16 protein-coding genes and 1 other RNA gene are annotated in these 19,596 nt (G+C 60.8%); 2 read left to right on the top strand and 15 right to left on the bottom strand.

Translation table 11 applies throughout. From position 1 onward, the window contains the following. Nucleotide 1: 1 nt before the first annotated feature. The 9 genes from GOB87_RS11925 to GOB87_RS11885 form a co-directional block, all read right to left on the bottom strand. On the bottom strand, nucleotides 2-2,053 hold the full coding sequence (locus tag GOB87_RS11925) for an NADH:flavin oxidoreductase (protein ID WP_166317008.1): 2,052 nt from the start codon (nucleotides 2,051-2,053) through the stop codon (nucleotides 2-4). Then, nucleotides 2,050-3,048, bottom strand: a complete 999-nt coding sequence (locus GOB87_RS11920; RefSeq protein WP_166317005.1) for a GlxA family transcriptional regulator — start codon at nucleotides 3,046-3,048, stop codon at nucleotides 2,050-2,052. Before GOB87_RS11920 ends, GOB87_RS11925 begins: the two co-directional genes overlap by 4 nt. 3 nt (nucleotides 3,049-3,051) lie before the next feature. Continuing rightward, on the bottom strand, nucleotides 3,052-4,158 hold the full coding sequence (locus GOB87_RS11915) for a hybrid-cluster NAD(P)-dependent oxidoreductase (RefSeq protein WP_166317002.1): 1,107 nt from the start codon (nucleotides 4,156-4,158) through the stop codon (nucleotides 3,052-3,054). Beyond that, nucleotides 4,155-5,411 (bottom strand): aromatic ring-hydroxylating oxygenase subunit alpha, encoded by a 1,257-nt coding sequence (locus GOB87_RS11910; protein WP_166316999.1) that lies wholly within the window; start codon nucleotides 5,409-5,411, stop codon nucleotides 4,155-4,157. The genes GOB87_RS11915 and GOB87_RS11910 overlap by 4 nt, the downstream gene beginning before the upstream one ends. Before the next feature lie 116 nt (nucleotides 5,412-5,527). Next, the gene (locus GOB87_RS11905; RefSeq protein WP_166316996.1) at nucleotides 5,528-6,898 is read right to left on the bottom strand and encodes an L-serine ammonia-lyase; all 1,371 of its coding nucleotides are present in this window, start codon (nucleotides 6,896-6,898) and stop codon (nucleotides 5,528-5,530) included. 137 nt (nucleotides 6,899-7,035) lie between these two features. Then, nucleotides 7,036-7,560 carry a sarcosine oxidase subunit gamma gene (locus GOB87_RS11900; RefSeq protein WP_166316993.1) on the bottom strand — a complete coding sequence of 175 codons (525 nt, stop codon included), beginning with the start codon at nucleotides 7,558-7,560 and terminating at the stop codon, nucleotides 7,036-7,038. After that, nucleotides 7,553-10,561 carry a sarcosine oxidase subunit alpha family protein gene (locus tag GOB87_RS11895; RefSeq protein ID WP_166316990.1) on the bottom strand — a complete coding sequence of 1,003 codons (3,009 nt, stop codon included), beginning with the start codon at nucleotides 10,559-10,561 and terminating at the stop codon, nucleotides 7,553-7,555. Before GOB87_RS11895 ends, GOB87_RS11900 begins: the two co-directional genes overlap by 8 nt. Then, nucleotides 10,558-10,863, bottom strand: a complete 306-nt coding sequence (locus GOB87_RS11890) for a sarcosine oxidase subunit delta (protein WP_166316987.1) — start codon at nucleotides 10,861-10,863, stop codon at nucleotides 10,558-10,560. Before GOB87_RS11890 ends, GOB87_RS11895 begins: the two co-directional genes overlap by 4 nt. Before the next feature lie 88 nt (nucleotides 10,864-10,951). Continuing rightward, on the bottom strand, nucleotides 10,952-12,208 hold the full coding sequence (locus GOB87_RS11885; RefSeq protein ID WP_166316984.1) for a sarcosine oxidase subunit beta family protein: 1,257 nt from the start codon (nucleotides 12,206-12,208) through the stop codon (nucleotides 10,952-10,954). A gap of 1,133 nt (nucleotides 12,209-13,341) precedes the next feature. Here GOB87_RS11885 and GOB87_RS11875 point away from each other — a divergent pair. Further along, nucleotides 13,342-14,709, top strand: a complete 1,368-nt coding sequence (locus tag GOB87_RS11875) for a hypothetical protein (RefSeq protein ID WP_166316978.1) — start codon at nucleotides 13,342-13,344, stop codon at nucleotides 14,707-14,709. Nucleotides 14,710-14,719: 10 nt separating this feature from the next. After that, nucleotides 14,720-15,139, top strand: a complete 420-nt coding sequence (locus tag GOB87_RS11870) for a hypothetical protein (protein WP_166316975.1) — start codon at nucleotides 14,720-14,722, stop codon at nucleotides 15,137-15,139. Nucleotides 15,140-15,181: 42 nt separating this feature from the next. Here GOB87_RS11870 and GOB87_RS11865 read toward each other — a convergent pair whose 3' ends face one another. The 6 genes from GOB87_RS11865 to ffs form a co-directional block, all read right to left on the bottom strand. Then, on the bottom strand, nucleotides 15,182-15,580 hold the full coding sequence (locus GOB87_RS11865; protein WP_166316972.1) for a dihydroneopterin aldolase: 399 nt from the start codon (nucleotides 15,578-15,580) through the stop codon (nucleotides 15,182-15,184). A 5-nt stretch (nucleotides 15,581-15,585) separates the two neighbouring features. Beyond that, entirely contained in the window at nucleotides 15,586-16,395 is an 810-nt protein-coding gene (locus GOB87_RS11860; protein ID WP_166316969.1) for an SDR family oxidoreductase, read from the bottom strand. Between the two features lie 13 nt (nucleotides 16,396-16,408). Further along, the gene (gene recR, locus GOB87_RS11855; RefSeq protein ID WP_166316966.1) at nucleotides 16,409-17,002 is read right to left on the bottom strand and encodes a recombination mediator RecR; all 594 of its coding nucleotides are present in this window, start codon (nucleotides 17,000-17,002) and stop codon (nucleotides 16,409-16,411) included. 28 nt (nucleotides 17,003-17,030) lie between these two features. After that, nucleotides 17,031-17,354 (bottom strand): YbaB/EbfC family nucleoid-associated protein, encoded by a 324-nt coding sequence (locus GOB87_RS11850; protein WP_166316963.1) that lies wholly within the window; start codon nucleotides 17,352-17,354, stop codon nucleotides 17,031-17,033. 39 nt (nucleotides 17,355-17,393) lie between these two features. Next, nucleotides 17,394-19,343, bottom strand: a complete 1,950-nt coding sequence (locus GOB87_RS11845) for a DNA polymerase III subunit gamma/tau (protein ID WP_166316960.1) — start codon at nucleotides 19,341-19,343, stop codon at nucleotides 17,394-17,396. Nucleotides 19,344-19,435: 92 nt separating this feature from the next. Further along, nucleotides 19,436-19,531: signal recognition particle sRNA small type (ffs, locus tag GOB87_RS11840), an RNA gene on the bottom strand. Nucleotides 19,532-19,596: the final 65 nt, after the last annotated feature.

Here is a 19,596-nt window from a genome sequence, read left to right as displayed (position 1 = left end):
CTCAGAAATCCTTGCACAGACGCAAGGCGTCGTAGAGAGCCGCATGAATGTTGCGACCGGCCACAGCATCTCCGATACGAAACAGCGCGTACTCGCCGTTTTTCAAATTCGCTACCGCAGGCTGTGTCACACCATTCAGAAGCGCTGGAATATCGGTCTGGCCATGATTGGTGGAAGCCTCCTTGAGTTCCATGTAGAGCGCCTCACGAGGAAGCGTTCCGCACTCCACGACCACATGATCGACCAGCCGCTCTTCCTCTTCTTCCGTCATGGTGTTGCGCAGGACGGCGACAAGCCGGTTGCCCTCACGCACTACTTCCCGCAGTTCCATGTTGGGCGTCATGATCACGCCGTGCTTGTAAAGTTCACGCAGATGCACCGGCTGGTTCGTGGTGCCCACCTCCTGCGCGATCAGCCGATCATGGGTGGCCATCTCAACGAGACAGCCGCGCGTCGCCATCACTTCCCCAACGGACGCTGCGTTGTGTTGTCCCATTTCATCATAAAGCAGTACACTGCCAGCCGGATTCACGGCGCCGCTGAGCACATCCGCCGTCGTGTGCACCAGATCAGCGCCTTCCACCTCGCCTCGCCAGGCCGCGCCACCAGTGGCGACGATCACAACATCAGGTTTCTCGATACGCACCATCTCGGCTGTTGCTTCCGTGCCTGTTCGCACATCCACACCCAGCTTGCGCACCTGCGCGTCCAACCAACGCACAATGCCCGTCAGCGCCTCGCGCCAGCCGGCCTTCGCCGCAAGATTGACCTGACCGCCAGTTTCGTTCTCGCGCTCGAACAACACCACGTCATGTCCGCGCAAGGCCGAAACACGCGCTGCCTCAAGCCCCGCCACGCCACCGCCAACGATAATGATTTTGCATTTTGGTCCTGTTGTTGGCGTCACGTCGTGCGGCATGGTCGCCTCACGCCCCGTGGCCGCGTTCTGGAGACACAGCGCATCCCCACCGACATAAATACGGTCGATGCAGTAGCCCGCGCCAATGCACTGACGAATGTCGTCCGCACGCCCGGCCGCCAGTTTGTTGACGATGTGTGGATCGGCAATGTGCGCGCGCGTCATCGCCACCATGTCCACATGCCCTTCCGCCACCGCACGGGCGGCTGTCGCCACATCCATAATGCGCTGGGCATGAAAGACCGGCACATCAGCTTCTCGCCGTATGGCACTGGCCAGATGCAGGAAGGGCGCGACAGGAAAAGCCATATTGGGAAGGCTGACAGCGTGCGACATCTCATCGCGCGCCTGTCCACCCACGACATTCACGAAATCCACCAGCCCGCGCGTGGCATATTCGGACGCGATAGCGATACAGTCCTCTTGGGACAGACCATTGGTGAGCAGTTCGTTGCCCGACATGCGCATGCCGACCACAAAGTCCTCACCCACGGCCTCTCGGATAGCGCTCAGAACCTCAATGCCGAACCGCATCCGGTGTTCAAGCGAACCGCCATATCCATCCACACGGTGATTGACCGAAGGGCTCCAGAACTGATCGAGCAGATGTCCGTGCGCTCCGGAAATCTCCAGACCGTCCAGACCACCTTCCTTGCAACGCCGTGCGGCATCGGCAAACGCCTTGACCACACGGTTGATATCCTCGATCTCCATTTCCTTGGGCATGGAACGCGACGCGGGCTCACGGCGTGGGGACGGCCCTATGACTGGCAGCCACGCATCCGTGTCCCAACGTGTGCGACGACCCATATGCGTGATCTGGATCATCAGCTTCGCGCCATGCCCATGCACACGGTCCGCGAATTGCTGGAAATAGGGGATCACGCTGTCATCCACGACGGAAACCTGATTCCACGGCGTGGCCGGACTGTCATGAGCAACAGACGATGAGCCACCGAACATGGTCAGCCCGATACCGCCCTTGGCCTTTTCTGCGTGGTAGAGCTGGTACCGTTCCTGCGGCTTGCCGTCCTTGCCATAACCCGGCGCATGGCTTGTGCTCATCACCCGGTTACGGATGGTTATGTTTCGAATACGCAACGGTTTAAATAGAGCTTCGATGTTCGCACTCATGCCGGGAGATCCATGGTTCGGGTCGATGAGGAAGCCGCTGCGCCCTGCCGGCGCTCTTCGCGCGGCGGGCGACCGAAACGGCTGCGATAGGCGGAACTGAAATGAGAGCTTGAAACAAAACCGCAGGCTACACCGATATCCGTGACGGACATGGCCGTCTGGCGCAGCAGTCGTCGGGCACGTTCCAACCGCACCCCCACCAGATAAGCGGCTGGCGTTACGCCAAGATGGCGTCGAAACAGACGCTCAAGCTGCCGGACGGAGAGACGCGCTGCCGCCGCGATTTCTTCGATCCGCAAAGCCCTCTCATTTTCGCGCTCGATAAGGTCCAGTGCCCGGGCCATGGCCTCAGGCGTGCCGGGAGGCGTGGGCACAGGCTGGCGTTCATTGCCAGCACGATCGCGATCAAGCAGAAATTGGCTGAGAATTTCACGCACACGCATAGCCCCAAAACGAGCCTCCACGAGGCGCAGCATCATATGCAGCGGCGCAAGACCGCCCGTGCAGGTCAGGCGATTACGATCGATTACGAACAGATCATCCGTGATATCGATTTCAGGAAATTCCTCTTGGAGTGCCGAGAGGTTTTCCCAGTGAATGGCGCAGCGATAGCCTCGAAGGAGTCCGGCTTCCGCCAGTGCAAATGTGCCGGTACACAACGCACCCATCGCAATATTGCGTCGGCCCTGCTGCCGCAGCCACGACAGCACGGGGGCGCTCGTGGCACGGCGCACATCCACCCCCCCACAAACGAACAGAGCATCGAAAGGTTCTATGCTTTTCGCCGATTGCGTCGGCATCAGAGACAGCCCATTGCTGGACGCCACGGGCGTTCCATCCAGTGACAGAACGGACCATTCATAAACGTCCTCTTCCGCCAGCCGATTGGCCATGCGCAGAGCCTCGATGGCGTTGCTCACCGCGATCATGGAATACCCCGCAAGCGTCAGGAAACCGAAGCGGCGAAATGATCCCAGATCGTGAAGAGCGGCCATCGGTCAACGCTCGATCACAAGGTCGGAGGTGGGTTTTGCGCAACAGATCAGGATCATGCCCTGATCGATCTCACGTTGGCGGATGCCCCCTTCATGCTTCATCTCCACCGTGCCGGAGACGAGTTTGCACTTACAGGTGCCGCACAACCCCTTTGCACAGGACGCCGGAAGCCGCATACCTTCGGCGCGCGCAGCGGACAGCACGGACGTCTCGCCCCCACATTCGACCTCACGACGGCTCTTGGTGAATGTGACCTTGTAACGCGCCTCTCCCGGCTCGGGCACAGCAAGCGCTTCTTCCAGCTCGCCCTGCATGAGCGTGGCGAAGTCAAAACTCTCCTCATGATGGCGCGTCATATCGTAACCGCTGTCACGCAGAAGATCGCGCACGGCGGCCATGTAGGGCGCGGGTCCACAAACATACACTTCACGTTCCAGAAAGTCCGGAGCGAGTAACGGCAGCATGGTCGCCGTCAACCGTCCGCGCAGCCCCGGCCAGCGCCCGGACGGGCGATCCTCTTCGCACAGGGTCGCAGTGCGGAAACCCGGCCAGTTATGCTCCATCAGCGCCAGCTCACGCGCGAAAATCAGATCGTCAGGTGTGCGGGCGCTGTGCAGGAACACGACATCCGCCATTCCGCCCAAATCGTGCAGCGTACGCGACATGGACATCATCGGAGTGATGCCGCTTCCTCCCGAGAGAAACAGAAATTTACGCGAAGAACTTTCGGCGCAGGTGAATGTCCCTGTCGGCCCCGCGATAGGCACTTCCATTCCGGGTTTGAGGTTGTCGTGGAGCCAGTTGGACACCGGCCCGTCCACCACGCGTTTGACAGTGATTGCGATGCGATCCGGACGTGTTGGCGCGGAAGAGAGAGTGTAACTGCGGCAGATATCCTCACCCGCCGGGCCACAGGGCAACGTCAGCGTGATGAACTGCCCCGGGCTGTAGGAAAAGCGGCGAGGCGAACAGGAGGCAAACACGAAGGTCCGCACATCATGGGTTTCGTCATGCACTTCACGGCACACCACCATTTCGTCACGCTCCGTATCCCACAGGGAAGCGGAGGCCAGCGCCGCCAGTTCCGACCGCATGGCCGCCTCCGTCATCCGAGCGCCGCCTTCATACGCCCGATGTACCAAGCCGCGAACTTTTCCACGAGACCTTCGGTGTAGGGAGAATACGGCCCCGGCTCGAACGCCGGATCTTCCGCACCCTGCTGCGAAATCTCGACCAGATCCGCATCCTGCTGATTGGTCGCCTGCCAGACTTCCGTCAGACGCTGGAGGTCGTAGTCCACACCTTCCACGGCGTCCTTGTGCACGAGCCATTTCGTGCGCACCAAGGTGTGAGAAGCGTCAATGGGCAGCACGGTGAAGGTGACAATGTGGTCACCCATGAAATGATGCCACGAATTGGGCTGCGTCCAGAATGACAGCCCTCCCACGACCTTGTCCTTCAATGCCCCCAGCGGAATACGGCAGGCCGCCTTCGTGTCCAGCGTCTGGCTCTCACCCGACTGATCGATGGGCAGGCGTTCCGTGCGGAAGCCCGTGACACGATCATCGAGATGATCGACTTCCTGTGAGGGCAAACCCTCCCCTTCCCAGCGTGTGTGGCAGGTGCGGGAAAGTTCCGCATACCGCTCGGCATCACGCAATTGCTCTTCATCCAGCGCGCCAGGCGCATAGCCAAAGCCATAGGCAAAAAGCGGAATAGTGAGCTCCGGATGGTTCGGACCGCAGTGATAGCACTCGCGGTTGTTCTCGAGCGTGAGCTTCCAGTTGCCGTTCTCGATCAGATCGGACTCAAAAGCCACGCGCGTATTGCGAATATCGTGCGGTGCCAGATACGGCTCCATCACCCGAGCCATCTCTTCGACGTCGTCCGGCGGATTTTTGGCCAGACAGACAAACAGCAAACCTCCGACCGAGCGGATCGCCACCTTCTTGAGACCACGGCAAGCGCGATCGAAATCCTCGCCCATATGCTCGGCAAACTTCAGATCGCCGTCCAGACCATAGGTCCATGAGTGATAGGGGCAGACGATGTTGCCGATCATCGTCTTGCCTTCCGGGATCATCCGCGCGCCGCGATGGCGGCATACATTGTGGAAAGCCCGGACCTGATCGTCGTCATCGCGCGTGATGATGACGGAAGCCTTGCCGATATTGACCACCATCGCGTCACCCGGCTCGGCAATGTCAGGCTCCACGCCGACATAGATCCAGTGACGGGAAAAGATGTAGTCCATATCCGCCTCGAAGATCGCATCGTCCGTATAGAACGGCGCTTCAAGCGCGTAGCCCGGCTTACGGCGGGCGAGAAGATTGGTGAGAGATTCGTGAGACTGACCCGACATGATGGCGTTCCCCTATCTCGACCCGACTCCGGTTCGACAAGGTCAGTATGGCGCTGCGCCAGAAACCCGATTGCCACGTTCCGACATGTTTTTATATCGTAACGACCACATGAAATTCAACACTCAGGAAACCGCACGGCGAGACCGCCAAGAGATGTTTCCTTGTAACGGCTGTTCATATCCCTGCCGGTCTCATGCATGGTCCTGATCACGTTATCGAGAGAGACATGATGTGAGCCATCCCCACGCAGCGCCAGCGAGGCTGCATTGATGGCCTTGACCGCCCCGAACGCATTGCGCTCGATGCAGGGGATCTGCACCAGACCGCCCACCGGATCGCATGTCATGCCGAGATGGTGCTCCATCCCGATCTCGGCCGCATTCTCGATTTGCGCGGTATTGCCTCCCAGCGCCGCCGCCAGTCCAGCCGCCGCCATGGAACAGGCCACCCCGACCTCTCCCTGACAACCGACTTCAGCTCCCGAAATCGACGCGTTACGCTTGAACAACCCTCCGATGGCGACAGCCGTGAGCAGAAAGTCCCGTTCCCCGGCACGGGACGCGCCGGGGCAAAAATCGCGGTAATAGCGCAGCACAGCCGGCACCACGCCGGCGGCCCCATTGGTAGGAGCCGTCACGATGCGTCCACCGGCTGCGTTCTCCTCGTTCACCGCGATGGCGAACAGGCTTACCCAGTCCATGATCTCGTGCGCAGCGCGGACATTGCGAAAACGATCCGCCGCCAGCCGCGCCCGTATGGAGGGCGCCCGCCGTTTCACACCCAGACGGCCCGGCAACACCCCTTCGGTGGTCATGCCATGGTCGATACAGTCCATCATCACGTCGATGATGCGGTCCAGATACGCCCGCACGTCCTCAACCGGACGCAATGCCGCTTCATTGGCCAGCACGATTTCGGGAATGGACAGGCCGCTTCGCCGTGCCCGCGCCAGCAGGTCTTCTCCTGTACGGAAATCGAACGGCACATCCACATTCTGTGGCACGGCCGTAGCATTACTGTTCTCTGGCACGACAAACCCGCCCCCGATGGAACAGAACCGCCGGAGAAGCATCTCATGTCCCTCCCCGTCCACAGCCCGGAACTGAAGCGTGTTGGGATGGACGGGAGGCACCGTCTCCTTGTCAAAGATCAAGTCTTTTGCCGGATCGAACGTAAACAGGCAGCCTGGTGGACCGGATTCATGTGCAGTACGGGCGCGCTCCACCGCGGCATCCCCTGTCGCCATATCCACCGTGTCCGGCAGGCATCCCGCAAGACCGAGGATCACCGCACGATCCGTTGCATGTCCCACGCCCGTCCAAGCCAGCGAGCCATACAGCACCACTTGCACATGAACGGGATGAGCAGCGTCATGCATCAGAGGCGCCAACTCCTCCACAAACTCATGAGCCGCCTTCATGGGGCCGACCGTGTGCGAAGAGGATGGTCCAATGCCAATCTTGAAGATTTCAAAAACGCTGATCATAGCGAAAACTCCTTTGTCTCCGCTGGTCGTGCGGGGAACGCTGGCTGTCCCGCTGCTCCAGAAAACGCGCCGAACGACCGACCTGCGCTACGCTCATCCTTCCAACGCGTAAGCGCCAGAAAGAGGAGCGACGGCTTTTACCAGGCGGCGTCGAGGGCTGCCGCGTCCAGCATGGCCACGATGTAGGGGGCAAACGAACGCCAGACTTCCAGATGGAACGTGTCCTCGCTCGTGCGCCACACCATGCCGTCAGCCTTGCCAAACAGCGTGCGGGTGGCACACCCAACGGGAAAGGAGCGCGCCCGCATATCCAGCGGACTGAGCGCTGCCAGCGTGTCGTGCAGACGCTCGCCCACAAGCGTCCAGCCCACCTGCCGGTCCGACACTTCCACCAGACTATGAGGAACGGTCGCGAGATAATCCGTGACTTTCCCCGGCAGACCGGCATCATCGGTGAGGATCAGCAGTTCTTGTGGAGCCAGCCGCAAAAGTGTGCATTTCCCTGCCTGTGCTGTACCCAGCATGGCGGGCACTTCCGCAAGACCAAGAGCCTTCGCCGTCCCATTGAGGGTGGTCGCGCGGCCCTGCAACGAGAAACGGCGCCCCCCTCTCACGGGAGTAGCCGTGAACCCGGGACGGGACACTGTCAGTGCATCAGACATTCAGACGGGCTCCTTCCGCATCGTAAAAGACCGGGCTGGTGACGGTCACAGGGATCATGCGGTCTTCCATGGGCACGAACAGCGTCTCACCCATGCGGGCACGACCGCCCGACACCATGGCAAGAGCGATGGATCGCCCCAGCGTGGCGCTGTGATAAGACGAGGTGACATGTCCGATCTTGTGCATCGGGATGGTCTCATTGCGGTCAGCGACAAGCTGCGCGCCTTCTTCCAGAACTTCCTGCGGCGCCTGGGTCAGAAGCCCGACAAGCTGGTAGCGGTCCGGATCCTGCATGGCCGACAGAGCCAGCGAGCGCTTGCCCACGAAGTCTTTCTTGATCTTGCTGACCGCCCAACCACAGCCGGCATCATCCGGCGTGGCCGTGCCGTCGGTTTCCTGACCGACGATGATGTAGCCCTTCTCCGCGCGCAGAACGTGCATCGTCTCCGTGCCGTAGGGCGTCATGCCAAAAGGCCGGCCCGCCTCCCAGATACGCTCCCACACTTCCAGACCGTGGCGTGACGGGACGTTGACCTCAAAGCCCAGCTCACCCGAGAAGCTGACACGGAACAGACGCATCGGAATGCCGCCGATCGTGCCTTCCTTCACACTCATATGCGGCATGGTCTCGTGCGAGATATCCAGACCGTCCACGAGTGGAGCCAGAACCTCGCGCGCTTTCGGTCCCTGAACCGCGATCACGGCCCATTCCTCGGATGTGGACGTCAGCCACACATCGAGATCCTGCCACTCGGTCTGGAGATAATCCTCCATCATGGTCAGGACGCCCGCAGCACCGCCCGTTGTGGTGGTGACATGGAAACGGTCCTTGGCGATGCGACCGACCACGCCGTCGTCGTAGACAAAGCCGTTCTCGCGACACATCAGACCGTAGCGGCACTTGCCGACACCCAGCTTGGTCCAGCCGTTGACATACATCCGGTTCATGAACTCGGCGGCGTCCGGCCCTACGACCTCGATCTTGCCCAGTGTCGTGGCGTCAAAGATGCCCACTGAACGGCGCACGGCCAGACATTCACGCGCGACAGCCGCGTCCATGTCCTCGCCCGGATGCGGGAAGTACCGCGCACGGCGCCACAGACTCACATCCTCGAACACCGCGCCCTTCGTGCGTGCCCAAGAATCGATGGGCGTGCGGCGATCCGGATCGAACAGATTGCCACGCTCATGGCCACTGAACGCACCGAACGTGACAGGTGTGTAGGGCGCGCGGAACGTGGTCAGGCCGATCTTCTGCTTGGGCCGTCCCAGCGCAGACGAGGCAATGCCCAGCGCGTTGAGATTGGACGTCTTACCCTGATCGGTCGCCATGCCCGTCGTGGTGTAACGCTTGATGTGCTCGATGGAACGGAAGCCCTCGCGCACAGCAAGTTTCACATCCTTGGCCGTCACATCGTTCTGATAGTCCACGAACGCCATGGCCGTCAGGCCCTTGCCGCGACGGGGCAACGCGCCTGTGAAGCCACCACGCCCGACAACGTCGGCCCTAACCTCCCAAAGCGGCAGATCGACGGCACCATCGAACCCGGCTTTCCGGGCAGCCTCGGCGCCTGCCTTTAGACCATCGGCCAGCACTTCGCCCAGATCGTACAGCCCCCGACACGAGCCTGCCGACCGCTCTGCCTGCGCAGACTCGCCCGGCAGATACGTGTCCAGTTCGGCATTGTACACCACCTTACCCTTGGATTGGGAGAACAGGTGCAGGCTCGGTGTCCAGCCCCCGGCCATGAGAAGAAGATCACAGCGGTAATGCTTGCCCTCACCCACATCGCCGCCCGGCAGGACAGGTGCAAGTTCGACGCTGTGCACGCGCTGCGAACCATGAGCGCGCTGCACGGTCGTATTGGTCAACACCGGAATGCCCGCCGCATGGGCCTTGCGCAGCAGTTCAGAATCCGGGGCGACACGAATGTCGGCAATGGCCGCCACCTGCACGCCCGCATCCAGAAGATCCAGCGCCACGCGATAAGCGGAGTCATCGGCCGTGGCGATGACCACGCGACGACCGCAGGCCACGCCGTAACGGTTGAGATAGGTCTGCGCCGCACTCGCCAGCATCACACCGGGTCGGTCGTTGCCCTCAAACACCAGCGGCCGCTCGATAGCGCCTGAGGCGATGACCACTTCCTTCGCGCGTACCTGCCACAGACGCTCACGCGGCGTGCCGGGATTGGGTGCCGCCAGATGATCGGTCAGACGCTCATTGAGCGCGACCATGTTGTGTGGACCGTAATTGAAGACCGTTGTGCGCGTGAAGGTCCGGACATTCGGCAGCTTTGCGAGTTCGGCCACCGTGCGCTCGACCCATGCCGATACGGCCATGCCATCAATACGCGAGGTCTGATCGGACAGAAGGCTTCCACCAAACTCGTTGGTTTCATCGGCAAGGATGACTTCCGCACCAGCCTTGGCCGCTGCGAGAGCTGCCGCCAGTCCGGCCGGGCCACCGCCAGCCACGAGCACGTCGCAGAAAGTGTACTGAAAGGCGTAGCTGTCCGGGTCCGGCGCGGTCGGCGCCACACCCAGACCGGCGGAACGGCGGATGATCGGCTCATACACCTTGGTCCAGAAGTTCCGCGGCCACATGAACGTCTTATAGTAGAAGCCCGATGGGATCAGTGGCGAGGCCAGATTGTTCATCGCCCCCATGTCGAATTCGAGACAGGGAAACCGGTTCTGACTCTGCGCGACCAGCCCGTCATGAATCTCGACCTGCGTCGCCACAAGGTTCGGCGTCTGGAGCGCCGGACCGGCCCCCACGGCCACAACGGCGTTCGGCTCGTCCGAGCCTGCCGAGATCGGGCCACGCGGGCGGTGATACTTAAAGGAACGCCCCATCAGGTGTTTGCCGCTCGCAAGCAGGGCGGACGCAAGCGTATCGCCTTCACAGCCCTGATAGGTGCGACCATCGAAAGAAAACTGAACCGGGCGGCGCGTGTTGACGCGTCCCCGACCGGGCACACGGAAGGAACGACTCATCGTGCGGCCTCCTCAGCCTGTTCCGGCGTAACCTCGGGACGCGGCTGTCCGATTTCATAGGTCGTAACAAAGCGATCCGTGCGCGTGTCACGAATGGCATTGAAGAAACGGTTACAACCATGGGCATGGCGCCACCGTTCGGCGATGAGACCCTTGGGGTTGTCGCGCATATAGAGATATTGCGCCCACTCCTCATCGCTCAGGCTCATGGGATCGGCGGGACGATCGATATGCGCCTCCCCCGCGTTGGCGAATTCGACTTCGGCTCGGTCCCCGCAATACGGGCAGCGGATCAGCAGCATGACGCACACGCTCCTTGGAGCAGATCGGATGTGAAAACTCGTGCCGTTCCCAGCAGATTCTGTCGGACAATAACTGTCATGGCGCGGATCAGTGCGCGACGGCGGCAGCGGCCGCCTCGTCAATCATCACGCCATCACGGAATCGCTCGATGGTGAACGGCGCGTTGATCGGATGTGGCTCATCCTTCGCAATGGTCCAGGCAAAAAGGTTCGCAGCCCCCGGCGTCGCCTTGAAGCCGCCCGTGCCCCAACCGCAATTGACATAGAGACCCGGCACGGATGTCTTGGCCGTAATGGGCGAGCGATCAGGGGTGTTATCCGTGATTCCACCCCACGAACGCATCATGCGCAGACGGCGGAACATCGGAAACAGTTCGCAAATGGCGGCAAGCGTCTCCGCCGGAATGTGCAGACCGCCACGCTGGGTATAGGACACATACGAGTCCGTGCCCGCGCCGATCACCATCTCGCCTTTGTCGGACTGGCTGATATAGGCGTGAATGGTGTTCGACATCACGATGGTGGGGAACGCGGGCTTGACCGGCTCGGACACCAGCGCCTGCAGCGGGTTGCTCTGTAGTGGCAGACGGATGCCCGCCATTTCCATCACGACCGAACTGTGACCAGCCGCCGACACAGCCACCTTCCCGGCAAGGATCGGTCCCTTGGTCGTCTCCACACCCGTCACACGCCCGTCGGCTGCGCGGGTGATGCCCGTGACTTCACAATTCTCGATGATGTCCACACCCATGTCGCTGGCCGCGCGGGCAAATCCCCACGCCACCGCGTCATGCCGCGCCGTACCCGCGCGCCGCTGAAGCGCGCCACCAAGCACGGGATAACGAATGTTGGGCGAGATATTGAGCGGTGGACAGAATTCCTTCGCCTCTTCCGCCGTCAGCCACTCATTGTCGATTCCGTTCAATCGGTTGGCGTGGACATGACGCTTGAACACCTGCACGTCATGCACCGTGTGCGCCACCATAAGGCACCCCCGCTGACTGAACATGACGTTGTAGTTCAGTTCCTGTGAGAGATTTTCCCATAGTTTGAGCGAATGCTCGTAATAATTCGAACTTTCGTCGAACAGATAGTTCGAGCGGATGATGGTCGTGTTGCGAGCCGTGTTGCCACCCGCCAGCCAGCCACGCTCGACCACCGCAATGTTACGTAGTCCGTGCTGTTTGGCGAGGTAATACGCCGCCCCCAGCCCATGGCCGCCACCGCCGACGATGACAATGTCATACGCCTTCTTGGGCTGTTCGACGGAACGCCATTGCGGCTTCCACCCCAGATGTCCCCCGATGGCCTTTCTGGCCAGGGAAAGAGCTGAAAATCTTTCCATATCCGTCCCGCATCCAACAGGTTGTTGAAAGCAGGATGCGCCCCGCTCAAGTCCCGCGCTGGTGTGAATCAGACACATGATTTGCATCGATGCGACATCGAAACTTCTTTGTCGTTCGAGCCTGTCAGCGTTTGATCCAATCTGCGGCAACTGTGATGTAGATAACAGAGAGGAACGACGTCACGGTTTTCTTGTATCTGGTTGCAATAACTCGCTATTTCCTGAGATAATACCAGAGATTTCAAACAGATACCTGCAGTGATAGGTCCATTTTAGGCAGGCTACCGGTACATCGGATCTTTTTGCAGCAACGGCTGGTCGAAGTGCATGATGATCGATGCGCCACCCTTCTCATTTACGATCCAGCTGACTGGGTCTAAACTTAACACTAGAAAGGCGAAAGCTTTCAAAGAAGGAAGCCCGGCCCGTTATTAACTCCCACTTACAAGGCAGGGTACAAAAAGGCATACGCGATGATGACTTTTCTTGCTCACCACTGGATGCTGATTGGTGCCCTCGGGGTGCCAGTGGTCGCAGTTGTGTATATTGGTGCTTCGCTCCTTGTGTGCCGCACGGAAGATCAGGCTGACCGGTAAGCTCTTCTTATAACAAGTGAGTTTCCGCACACCGATCGAATCTCAGGGACAATCTCTTACGTTTCTGTCTGACGATATTTTCAGAAAATGAACGGGACGGCTCCCGTTCTGGAACCGCCCCGGTGCCCCTGCTCTTTTGCGGAAGAAACGAAAGACACGCCTTACTCTGTCACCAACAACCCAAGATTGCAAACAAAACAATCCATGGTTGTGGACATTTTCTTCGATCAGTTTTCATGGCCTCCCCCTCTTGGGACACGGCATATTCTTCCTGGCCGCCCATGTATGGTGGCGTGCAATGAGGAAAAAACACCGTGAACAACAAGAGGACTGGAGAAACGCGGTTTCTCAATATTTCAAATGTCTGCAAAAATTACGGCATAGGCCGCACCTATTGCTATAAACTTCTGTCAGACGGACATATCCAGGCCAAGAAATTGGGAGGACGGACACTCGTATCCGTGGAATCCCTCAACACTTATTTCAGCAGCCTTCCAGATTACCGTCCCGGCGCGACCATCTGAAGGATTTGCCATCATGGATCGCGTCATTGTCTATCCCGCCCAGATCGTCGCGGATACCGATACCCTCATCGCAGAACGCAACACTGAACGCGCCATAGGTGAGGTCATTGCCCTCACGATGGGCAGTACTGGGCCATTTGCCACCGGCCTGACGGCCACCTGTTCAGGTACGAATCTTCTCGTCCAGATCGGGGCGGGCCAGATCAACGCCTCGTCCGTAGCCGATGCTTCTTCCTATGGTTCGCTTGCCGCCGACAGCACTCTTATCATGCGGCAATATAATGCCGCACAGACGAGCTTCACGCTGACAACCGCCACCACGGCCCAGACTTTCCACATCTACGCCACGCTTTCCATGGTGGACACTGGCGCCACCATGCTGCGCTATCTGGATGCATCCGATTCCACCCGCACTCTTTCCGGAGCCACCGATACCGGCACCGGTCAGCCCACGGAACGGACCGCCATCGCCACTCTTGCGCTGACGACCGGCACCGTTCCAAGTGGAAGCGTTCCTGTCTGGCGTATCGATCTTCCGGCAAACGCGACGAGCGTTACCCAGTCGATGATCACACTGGACAACACGGCGCTTTTCTACACCAAGATCCCCGATCTCGCGCCGATCAACTCTCCCGCTTTCACGGGCACCCCCACCGCCCCCACGCCAGCTTCGGGCGATTCCTCACAAAAACTGGCCACGACCGCTTTCGTCACGAACTGGGCCTCAGCCAATCTTCTGGCGTGCGACACCTATCTCGGTCCGGCGGCATCAGCCGGTGGCTATAACGTCATCCAGCTCTCCCTCAATTCGCGTACCCGCTTCGCCATCATCGAAATTGCAGGAGCCGGCGGCGGCGGCGGTGGTGGCTATTGCCGTTTTCTGGTGACCGCCAGCGAGCTGCAATGGCCCGTGACCGCCACACTCGGCGCTGGCGGGCGCGGTGGACAATCCGCCTCCACGGCCATGAGCGGTAACAGCGGTGGCAATGCCGCCTTTGGAAGCATGGTCGTGGCAGTCGGTGGTTCCGGCGGCAGCGTGGCCCAAGGCGGAGGCGTTGCCATCATCGGTGGAACCGGTGCGGGTGGCGCGGTGCAGGTCATCAGTTCGACCGGCATCACCGTGCTGAATTCCGGGATCGGCCCCAGCGGTCGTTCGGGCCATGTCAGCGGCGTGTCCGAAAACTATTTCTACGGCTACGGCGGCGCGGGCGGAGACCGCCCCCCGTATTACTCGGGCGGCTGGGAATCCGGTGCCGGGCAAACCGGCAAAACGGGCGATGCCGGCAGTGGGGGCTCAGGCTCCTGTGTCGCGCCCGGCGGCACTTACATGAACGGCGGCGACGGCGGACCTGCCTGGATGACCGTCACACAATATGGATGAGACATTGAACATGAAGCATTTTTTCGAAGGATGGGCCGGTCTTCTCCTGCCCGGTTGGACCGAACTCAGCGTCGCCGGTTACACGCGCGTTCCTGTCACATTCTCACCGCTTGGTGGCGGCACGGAAACACGTCCGGATGTGGACCTCGTTTTTCCGCGCCCCCAAGCCGCGCTGCCCATCTGCGCAGGTATCGGATTGTTCACCAGTTCGGATGGCAGCGACACGCCCGTTGTGTACTGGCAGCTTTCACGCTGGGAACATGCGGGCAAAGTGGAGGCTGTGCTCATGGCGCAGCCCGAAGTCACACTCCTGCTCAACCGCAACATCTCATGGCAGGATGGGGCCGCTATCGGACGGACGGCAGCGGGCGGCACCGTATTTGTCAATCAGGGTGTCACGCTGATTGACGGCGTCGACAACGTGGAATGAGACTGAATGCGGATCGCGGGGAAACCCTGTGATCCGCAGCCTCTATTTGACGGCCCAGCGTTCGATTTCAACGCCCACGGATTGCGTGTCGGAAAAAACATCGAGCTTCTCGATCCGTATCCGCACGACACGCACCCGCTGATCCCCCAGAAGCTCGACCGCAATACGCTCAGCCAGCGTCTCCACCAGTTGCGTGTGAGCCGCAGTCGCCAGACGTCGAATGGCCAGAACGGCCGTTTCATACGAAACCGTACGCCCAAGCTCGTCCGCGCCCACCGTCAGATCGCGACTGTCTTCCACCCCGAATGCGACATTGATCCGCACACGCTGTGTCACGCCCTGCTCATGCGGAAACACGCCGATCGGCGCATCGACCAGCATGTCCCGAACAAACAGATGCCGCAGTGGAATCTCCGCGGGCCATGGAGCCAGAACATTCATGCCGGTCATTCTTCCATCATGTCGCCGGACACACCCGGCGCAGGCCGCCACTGGAGATGTTGCGCGCCATCGAGCGCCAGCATCTGGCCCGTCACCGATGGCAACATAAGAAACGCCAGTGCCGCACGAGCGACTTCTTCAGGGGACGTCCCGTGTCCCAACGGAACAGAAGCACATTGCCGTCTGAACTGCTCGTCCGTTTGACGAGGGCTTGGCAACGCAGGCCCCGGCCCGATGGCGTTCACCCGGATGCCTTTCGGTGCAAGAGCCAACGCCATGCTCTGCGTCAGGGTCCATAGCGCCGATTTGGAGACCGTGTAGCTGACAAAATGCGGTGTGAGCGACCACACACGCTCATCGAGCATATTGAGCACCATGCCTTTCTTCCCCGCAGGCAGAAGGCGGGCAAATTCCTGCATGAGCACGAAAGGCGCACGCAGATTGGGCTCCAGATGCGCCTCCCAGCTTGCTCGGGTCACCGTATTCCATTCATCGCGCTCGAACACGGAGGCATTGTTGACCAGCACCCCAACCGATCCATCCAACCGTTCAGACGCTTGCGCAGCCAGCCCGACCACCTGCGCCTCATCCGCCAGATCGGCTTGCAGCACACAGCCACGAACACCCAGAATCTCAATTTCACGGACAAGTTCGTACGCTTCCTCCACGCTCGACCGGCAATGTACGGCCACCGAAAAACCCGCCTGAGCCAGACCCAGCACAATCGCCCGCCCCAACCGCTGCGCGCCACCTGTCACGAGCGCCACGCGCGGAATGGCAGCATCAATCGTCAGCAGGTTCCTTGGGTCGAGCATGGCGGTATCTCCCTCAGACCGGCCGACGCGCAGTCAGCGCCGCCGCCAGCGTTCCGTCATCCAGCACGTCCAGCGTGCCACCCATCGGCACACCTTGCGCCACACGGCTCACCGTCACACCGAAGGGTGCAATCCGCTCCTGAAGCCAGAACATCGTCGCCGCCCCCTCCACCGTGGCACCCAGCGCAAGAATGACTTCCCTCACCTCACCTTTCGCCAGACGCTCAAAGAGGGAACGGACGTTCAGATCATCCGGCCCTATTCCGCGCAGGGCGGACAGCACACCGCCCAGCACCTGATACACACCGCGATGTGCGCCCGCGCGTTCCAACGCCCACAGATCGCCGACGTTCTCCACAACACACACAAGATCATGCGCGCGGGAAGGATCGGTGCAGATATGGCACGGATCGCTCACATCCAGATTGCCGCACACGGAGCATGTCGTCACCGACAAGGCCGTGCTTTCCATCGCCCGCGCCAGCGGCAACAGCCTCCCCTGCGGATCACGCAGAAGCGCCAGCGCGACCCGGCGCGCCGAGCGGGGGCCAAGCCCCGGCAGGCGGGCGATCAACCCGATCAGATGATCTATATCGGCAACAGCCATGAACGCCCCGAGACGAACGCGGTGCCACTCAGAACGGCAGCTTCATTCCCGGCGGCAGGTTCAGACCGCCCGTGACTTTCTGCATTTCCTCGGACGCCTTCTTGTCGAGCTTCACACGCGCATCGGCGCAGGCCGCGACAATCAGATCCTGAAGCATTTCCATCTCGTCCGGATCGGCCAGTTTGGGATCGATTTTGATTGAACGCATGTCGCCCTTGCCGCTCAGAGCAACAGTGACCAGACCCGCGCCGGACGATCCCTCAATCGTCAGCTTTTCCAGCTCTGACTGCATCTGCTCCATTTTGGACTGCATCTGCGAGGCCTGCTTCATCAGGCCGGCAAGGTTTTTCATGTGCGTGTTCCTGTATCCAAAATCCTGTCGGAAGCGCGTTCAGTCATTCAGCGGATCCGGCTCATCCATGCTGTCTTCGGGATGGAACGGCTCGGGGTCAAGTCCCACCACGGGCGGCTCTTCCGCAGGAAGGCCGTAATGATCGTCCAGCGTATGGTCCTTCACATCGCCCAACTGCGCCCCCGGAAACGCCTCCATGATGGCTTGAACCAGAGGATGCCCTGCGGAGCGATGCCGATGGAGCTGAATGATTTCAGCGCTTTGCTCGGCCAGTGTCGGCTCGCCCGGCGCATCCACCATGCGAACCGTCCATGCCGGGCCGAAATGATGCCGCAACAGATTCTGCAACCGTTTCGGCAGATCCGCTGGCGCGGGCCGATCCACGCGGATTTCCACCATTGGTGCCGCAAATGTCACCAGATGCGTGGAGTGCAGCAGATGCCCATGCAACGTGGCTTCACGACACTCCTTCACAAAAGCGACAAGCGCACGCCATGAGCGTGGCGGCTCTGCTCGGACCGCCGGTTCAGCCTGCATCAGGGGCACAGGCGGCGGAGGCTCCTCGTGTTCCCCGGTCCAGCCCCCATTGGCCACACGTCGCTGTCCACCATCCTCCCCCCGCGAGGGAGACGACAACCGAGCGCTAGGTGCGGTTCCGTGCCCAGCATTTGCGCTGGCAACACCTGCTCCCTGTCCTGCGCCACCGCCGCGCTCAAACTGCTTCAGCAGATCTTCCGGCGCGGGCAATGTCGCGGCATGGCACAGCCGGATCAGCACCATCTCGGCCGCTTCCCGCTGCAGGGGCGCGCCGTCCACCTCCGCGATGCCCTTGAGGAGCATCTGCCACAATCGCGACAGAGCGGAGAGTGAGAGCGCCTGCGCGAACTCCACACCGCGCGTGCGCTCGGCTTCGGGCAGGTCCATCGTCTCCTGAAGACTGCGCACCGTTTTAAGGCGCGTCACCATATGGGTCAGTTCGGCCAGATCGCGCAGCATGATCCCCGGATCGCCACCGCGATTGCAGGTGTCATCGCACAGCGCGATTACGGCCGGGACATCACCCTTCATCACATACCCGAACAGGTCGAACACCGCGGTGCGGTCCGACAGGCCGAGCATGGCGGCCACACTCTCTTCCGAGATGGTGGCGCTACCATCGCCCTGTGCGATCGCCTGATCCAGCAGCGAAAGACCATCACGCACGGACCCATCCGCCGCGCGCGCCAGAAGCCGCAACGCATCGGGGGCGATCTTCACCTCTTCCTTTGCCGCCACGCGCCCGAAGAAATCCACAAGCTCTGACTGCGCGATACGGCGTAGATCGAAACGCTGGCAGCGCGACAGCACAGTAACCGGCACCTTGCGCAGTTCCGTGGTCGCAAACACGAACGTTACCTGCGAAGGCGGTTCTTCGAGTGTCTTGAGAAGAGCGTTGAAGGCGTTACGCGACAGCATATGGACTTCATCGATGATGAAGACTTTCATACGACCCTGAATGGGTCGGAAGTGACACGCCTCGATAATCTCGCGCACATCATCGACACCGGTGCGCGACGCCGCATCCATTTCCAGAACGTCTGGATGACGGTCTGCCAGAATGGCCACACAATTGGGGCACACGCCACATGGATCGGCCGTCGGCCCGCCCTTCCCGTCCGGGCCTGTGCAGTTCAGACCACGCGCAAGAATACGGGCCGTGGTCGTCTTGCCCACACCCCGCACACCCGTGAGCATAAAAGCGTGCGCCACGCGACCGGTGGCGAACGCATTGCGCAGCGTACGGACGAGGGCATCCTGCCCGATCAGTTCGTCGAGCGTCGCCGGGCGATACTTACGGGCAAGAACCCGGTAACCTGTTTTTTCAGGAGTTGGCGTCGTCACGGGAACAGGCTCAGGCGCCGGTTCGGGCTGATCGCCGAAAAGAAAGCCCCCTCCATCGGAAGGCGGCATGGGCAGATCATCGTTTGTTGAGGTGTCGGTCTCTGACATGGCTCCGGCAAACCCCTCCGGACCCCGTCCGGTGCAAAGCCGGGGCGGGACATCCAGTCCCGGCGTTCCGTCGCATCAAGCGGGAAATCGAGATGAGAGACCCGCAACGACCCGAATGAAACCCGCTTTGGCTGCTTCCTTCCGGATCTGACCAGGGTAAGCGGGGCATCCGTCCGCCACGGATCTCCCGCCGCAGGGCGTATCACACGCCGTCACAGGACGCAAAGGCCAATCCATTCGAGGAACAAAGCTT

It is taken from the genome of Acetobacter estunensis (genome assembly GCF_011516945.1).
Classification (GTDB): domain Bacteria; phylum Pseudomonadota; class Alphaproteobacteria; order Acetobacterales; family Acetobacteraceae; genus Acetobacter; species Acetobacter estunensis.
The sequence above is the reverse complement of the archived record's forward strand: the minus strand, read 5'-3'. Positions and strand labels throughout refer to the sequence as shown.